1 protein-coding gene is annotated in these 853 nt (G+C 34.9%); it reads left to right on the plus strand.

Annotated features, from left to right (window positions below; translation table 11 throughout):
• The coding region (locus CCAL9328_RS10610) for a tyrosine-type recombinase/integrase (RefSeq protein ID WP_170000634.1) at positions 1-801 on the plus strand (801 nt) is incomplete at its 5' end.
• Positions 802-853: the final 52 nt, after the last annotated feature.

Raw genomic sequence — 853 nt, forward strand, 5'->3', positions numbered from 1 at the left:
CTAGAGCGAACTGGGGTTTATGAGTTTAAGAATAAACCTAATTTTAAAAAGCTAGCAGCTAGTATAAGAGAGAATAAGATAGTATGCTATAGCGATGCTGAGATAAATGAAATAGCTGAATACTTTAAGAGTATCAGCGATAAGACAGGCAGCCTAGTAGATAGAGAGATGTATGAGTATTTTGTAATCAACTCTAATCTAGGACTAAGACCAGCTGAATACTATGAACTTAGGGTAGGTGATATAGACTTAGAAAACAAGACTATTACCATCAGTAGAGCTTTAAAAACACACTCTACTACATTAAAAGTAGGGACTACTAAGAACGCTAATAGTAGAACCTTACCCTTAGGTGGCATAACCTTAAAACTTTTAAGTGATATATGCGATAGGGTTAATTTAGCTTTATCTTTAGAAAGGTCAAAAGCTATGGAGTTATACCTGAAGGAACCTGAAGGATATCTGAAGGGAGTTTATTACTCAATAGCTAGAGGTCGTTACAAAGGATTAGATAGAGAAAATTATAAGAATTGTAAGATAAATAATTTGACACATAGCATATGTGTATCAAGGTGGAAAGATATGAATAAGGCTTTAGGTTTTGATAAGCGAATAAACGCTAAAGAGTATAACCAATATGCCTTAAGACATACTGTAGCAAGTCGTTTGGTTAGCCTAAAGAAGTTTTCAGCTTATAGGTTAATGCAGTATTTGGGACATAAAAATATACAGAGTAGTTTGAAGTATGTCCATCTAAATATTGATGATATAAGAGATGGAATTGGTGTAGGTGTGTGCTAAAGATTATTGGTTGCGAGAGAGGGACTTGAACCCCCGACCCTCGGGTTATGAG

Source organism: Campylobacter sp. RM9328, assembly GCF_012978615.1.